The 3,775-nt window shown below is 52.7% G+C and carries 4 protein-coding genes; all 4 read right to left on the reverse strand.

From position 1 onward, the window contains the following. Positions 1-65: 65 nt before the first annotated feature. The gene (locus KH813_RS06240) at positions 66-1,133 is read right to left on the reverse strand and encodes an ADP-ribosylglycohydrolase family protein (protein WP_303994489.1); all 1,068 of its coding nucleotides are present in this window, start codon (positions 1,131-1,133) and stop codon (positions 66-68) included. Beyond that, positions 1,130-2,092, reverse strand: coding sequence for a cation diffusion facilitator family transporter (locus KH813_RS06245; protein ID WP_303994490.1), 963 nt, complete (start codon positions 2,090-2,092; stop codon positions 1,130-1,132). Before KH813_RS06245 ends, KH813_RS06240 begins: the two co-directional genes overlap by 4 nt. 127 nt (positions 2,093-2,219) lie before the next feature. Further along, positions 2,220-2,678, reverse strand: a complete 459-nt coding sequence (locus KH813_RS06250; RefSeq protein WP_303994491.1) for a hypothetical protein — start codon at positions 2,676-2,678, stop codon at positions 2,220-2,222. After that, on the reverse strand, positions 2,662-3,775 hold a 1,114-nt coding region (locus tag KH813_RS06255), incomplete at its 5' end, for a hypothetical protein (RefSeq protein WP_303994492.1). The genes KH813_RS06255 and KH813_RS06250, both read right to left, overlap by 17 nt.

Raw genomic sequence — 3,775 nt, forward strand, 5'->3', positions numbered from 1 at the left:
TCAGTTTTCAAAGAACCGTGTCGCTTCATGCGACTTGATTATGATAGCATCTCTTTTTTCCGGTGTCAAGACTTTTCTGCAAAACTTATTTTTTCCAGTCGATCGGCCATGTCGATGATAATATCACGACATTCCAAATGCTCCAACCATTCTTCCGGAATCCGATTGCGTCCGGCTTCCGCCGTGACCAATTGCGCGCAAATGCCGGCCGTTGAATCCGAATCACCGCCGTGATTCAACGCTGCCAACACGGCATATCGCGAACCGGAGTAAGCCAATGCGCAATACAATGCAATCGCCAAGGTTTCTTCGGCCACAAAACCTTCGCCGAGTGTTTCCAGTCCCGGCAAATAGTACCACCAATCATCAGCTCCGGCTTTTTTACGCAATGCCGGTACTTTAGCCGCTGCTTTTTCCGCGGCCACGATAGCATCATATACTTCGTCTGCGTTTTCTTTTACGCGCAACATTTCCTTGACGATTTTTCCCGCCTGCCGCAACGTATGTCCGTCGCAAAGCAAGGCCAGGTACGACGCCATCGCACCGGCAGCGATGTATCCCGACGGGTGCGAGTGGGTAATCGCGGCGCAAGCGCAGCCGTTCTCATAAGCGGCTTGCGGATCACCGTGAAAATATAAACCGATCGGCGCCACCCGCATGACACCGCCGCAACCCTTGCTGTCATTAAGCGGCTGCGTCAAACCGCGATCCGCCGGATCACGCAATGCCGTAAGGCAGGTCATACCGGGATGACGCCGCTCCTGCAGACGATGATCTTTCGCTAAGTTGTACGTCGTTTCGTAAGGTTGCTTTTTGAGCCAGCTTTTCTGCCCGCGCCGAGGTTCTTCTCCCGTTTGCATATAGTACCAGCGCATATACGAACGGTAGAGACCTTTCGTCAAAGCATCCCCGCGCTGTCGTGACCAGAAGATACCGTCAATGGTAAAAAGCGTCATCTGCGTGTCGTCGGAAATCAACCACTTCCCCGAGCCGTCTAAGCTCAAAGGACCGCGCAAACCGTGCGGGCCGTAGTTTTCTTTGATCGTTTCCACATCGTCAAATTCAACAACGTAGCCAATCGCATCTCCGGCGGCGCCGGCGAGCAGGATATCGCGAAACGGTACAGTACTCATTCGTCTTCCTCCTCCAACAGCTCATAATCTTGCGCCATCCAACGACGGCTGGTAGTAAAGGTAATGGTCAGCCACTTGCGTACCGATTTACCGCCCAGGGACTTATCAATCTCATCACGAATGCGGTCAAGATCTCCCACATCCTGGATCGGGTAATTTTTCGGAATTAAAATATCGATATCGATAAAGGCGATTTTGCCATACCTTTGTACGGAACTCACGTAGTCTTTGAAACGGTAGCGGGCCATGAAGTCGTCCATCACTTCATGAACCTTTTCATGTAAACCTTCCGGCGCCATGCCGAGCACCTGCCTTACCGCAGGTCCTAAAATATTGAGCGCGACGGGCATCATGGTCAATGACAGAATGATTAAAATCACCGGGTCGACGTATACCCCGTAATGCGCATATTGCGTTCGTTCAAGCAGGTAGGCCAAGCCGAAACTGATAAACAAACTGGCGGCGAAACAGGCATCGACAAGCCAACTCATATTATCAAAATGAATCAGGCTGGATTTCAGTTTCCGATTTACCCGATGCACATAAAGGTAGTACCCCATGTTGGCAAACGTAAACGTCAAGGCGTAAATAATCGCCAAGCCGAAGTTCATTGCATTGCCGCCGCTGAAAAGACTGATCATGCCGTTCAAAAACGCATAGACAACAATGATCAGCGTGAAGCCGCCTTCTGCCGCAAGCACGAGCGGTTCAAACTGCCAATATCCGAATTGAAATTTTTTGCTCGATTCCCGCGTTGTCAGACGCGAAGTCATGATCATTAAAATCTTAATAATGACTGCCACAAACGAGAAAATCCCGTCAATCAAGATCGCATGCGAGTTCGTGAGCAGGCCGAACCAGGTCGCCGCGACGGCAATCAGTCCCATCAGACCCGCCGATTGCCAAAGTAAGCGTTGCTCTGTCGCGTAACGTTGTTCCGCCGTTAAACTTGTTTCCATAAATAGTGTAAATCCTTCCCGTAAAATCTGTTCACAAGTGTTTAATATAAATAAATGGTATTTTTCGCCGTTTCCTTATATTATACTACATCTATTTGATTTCTTGCGTTTACTTTTCCCAAAGAGTTCAATGTGCGGTTTTTACGGGTGCGGTTTGACGAACGAGAATTTCCGCGCGACAAACCGATGGACTGATCGGCGCCATTTTTGTCAACGTGATTTCCGTCGCATGCGGGTGGCCTTCCCATGCGGCAAATAATTCCAGCAGATGAAAATAATCGCCGACCAATGTCATCTTCCATTGTTTGGTCTCGTCCGCAGAAGGAATCTCTTCGCTGCTTTCCATTTGCACGTGCGCCCGGTTCGCGTCCGCTTCCCAGTCGATTATTCGCGCGGCTTCGTTTTGATATTGTTCCTGTTGTGCCAGTTGGGCTGTCAGTCGTTCGATTTCATGCGCCTGCGCCGCTTCTGCTCGGATAGCGTCCGCGGTCCGAGTTTGCCAGTGGTATCCGCCGCCGAACGCGACAACAGTCAATAACCAGAGTGCCGCCAACAGCAGCAAAGGATATTTAGTGACGGATGGCATTAGCTTCCTCCTCCGCATGACCGAGCCACAGCGTAAAGGTATGCGCCGCCGCTACATGACGATCGATTTTACTTCGTACCGGTCGTTCCAGACGAGCGCTTAAATATTCGCTCCAATCATGTAAGGGCGCGCCCGATTGGAAGTTTCCGGTGACAATAATGTCTTCATTTTCCGTGCGAATTTCCGTTAGCGTCACATCGGCGGGGCAGGAGTCGCAAATCACGAGCAACAGTTTGCTTGCCGTTAAGCGCGTTCGCTCATGTTCTTGCCGATCGTGTACTGCCGTCTGATATGCGGCTACCTGTGTGCGCAATGCCGACAGTTGAGCGACCGTCGTTTCGTTTTGTAACGCGCTCATTTCTTTTTGATACATGGCGTAATGAAACGCCGCATACCCGAACGCGAGCACCAGAATACAGAGGCTTCCCGCCAACACGGGTCGAAACCAAGACGGCGCGGGTTGCGGCGCGTGATTTTCTAAACGAATCGTTTGGCAAAGCGCGGCATTCTCCGGTCGTTGCGCCGCTCGCGCGGCGGCTACCGGCAAGTACGCGACATCACGCCATGGCGAAGGTGTATCACCGAGCAATTCCGCAGGAATGGTCGCGGGCCAAGGTCGGGTCGTGCCGACATCACTCGGCGCGGCCGAGCCATGCACGTAGATGGCTTCATCTTCCGACCCCGCGTCCGAATGCGTTACGTCAATCGTATGTAGCCGCCAATCCGTCCACACGCGCTCCCGATACTCCGCCACCATTTGGGACGCGGCGCAGTAAACTGCTCCCGTGGAGTCCGCCAATGCTTCCCCCAGCGCGACGACTTCCGGAACCGTGATCACGCATTCTACGCCCAATGCCACCAAGCGCTCGTCGGGCACCGCATCAGACGTCAGCGCCGCCATCAAGACGCGGACACTCCCCTCCGGCAACGGAACCGAACGCGTGCCGATCCATGGAGCCGCTACATCCGGAAAGAAACGTTCTCCTTCCCAGCGCAGCATTTCTCGCAACTCACGTTCGTTGAGCGCTCCCATTTCTACCGTTTTATACCGTACCACCGCGGGGGATGCCGTCATCACTGCCGTATGCAACGGCACA

Source organism: Negativicoccus succinicivorans, assembly GCF_018373335.1.
GTDB classification, from domain to species: Bacteria; Bacillota; Negativicutes; order Veillonellales; family Negativicoccaceae; genus Negativicoccus; species Negativicoccus succinicivorans_A.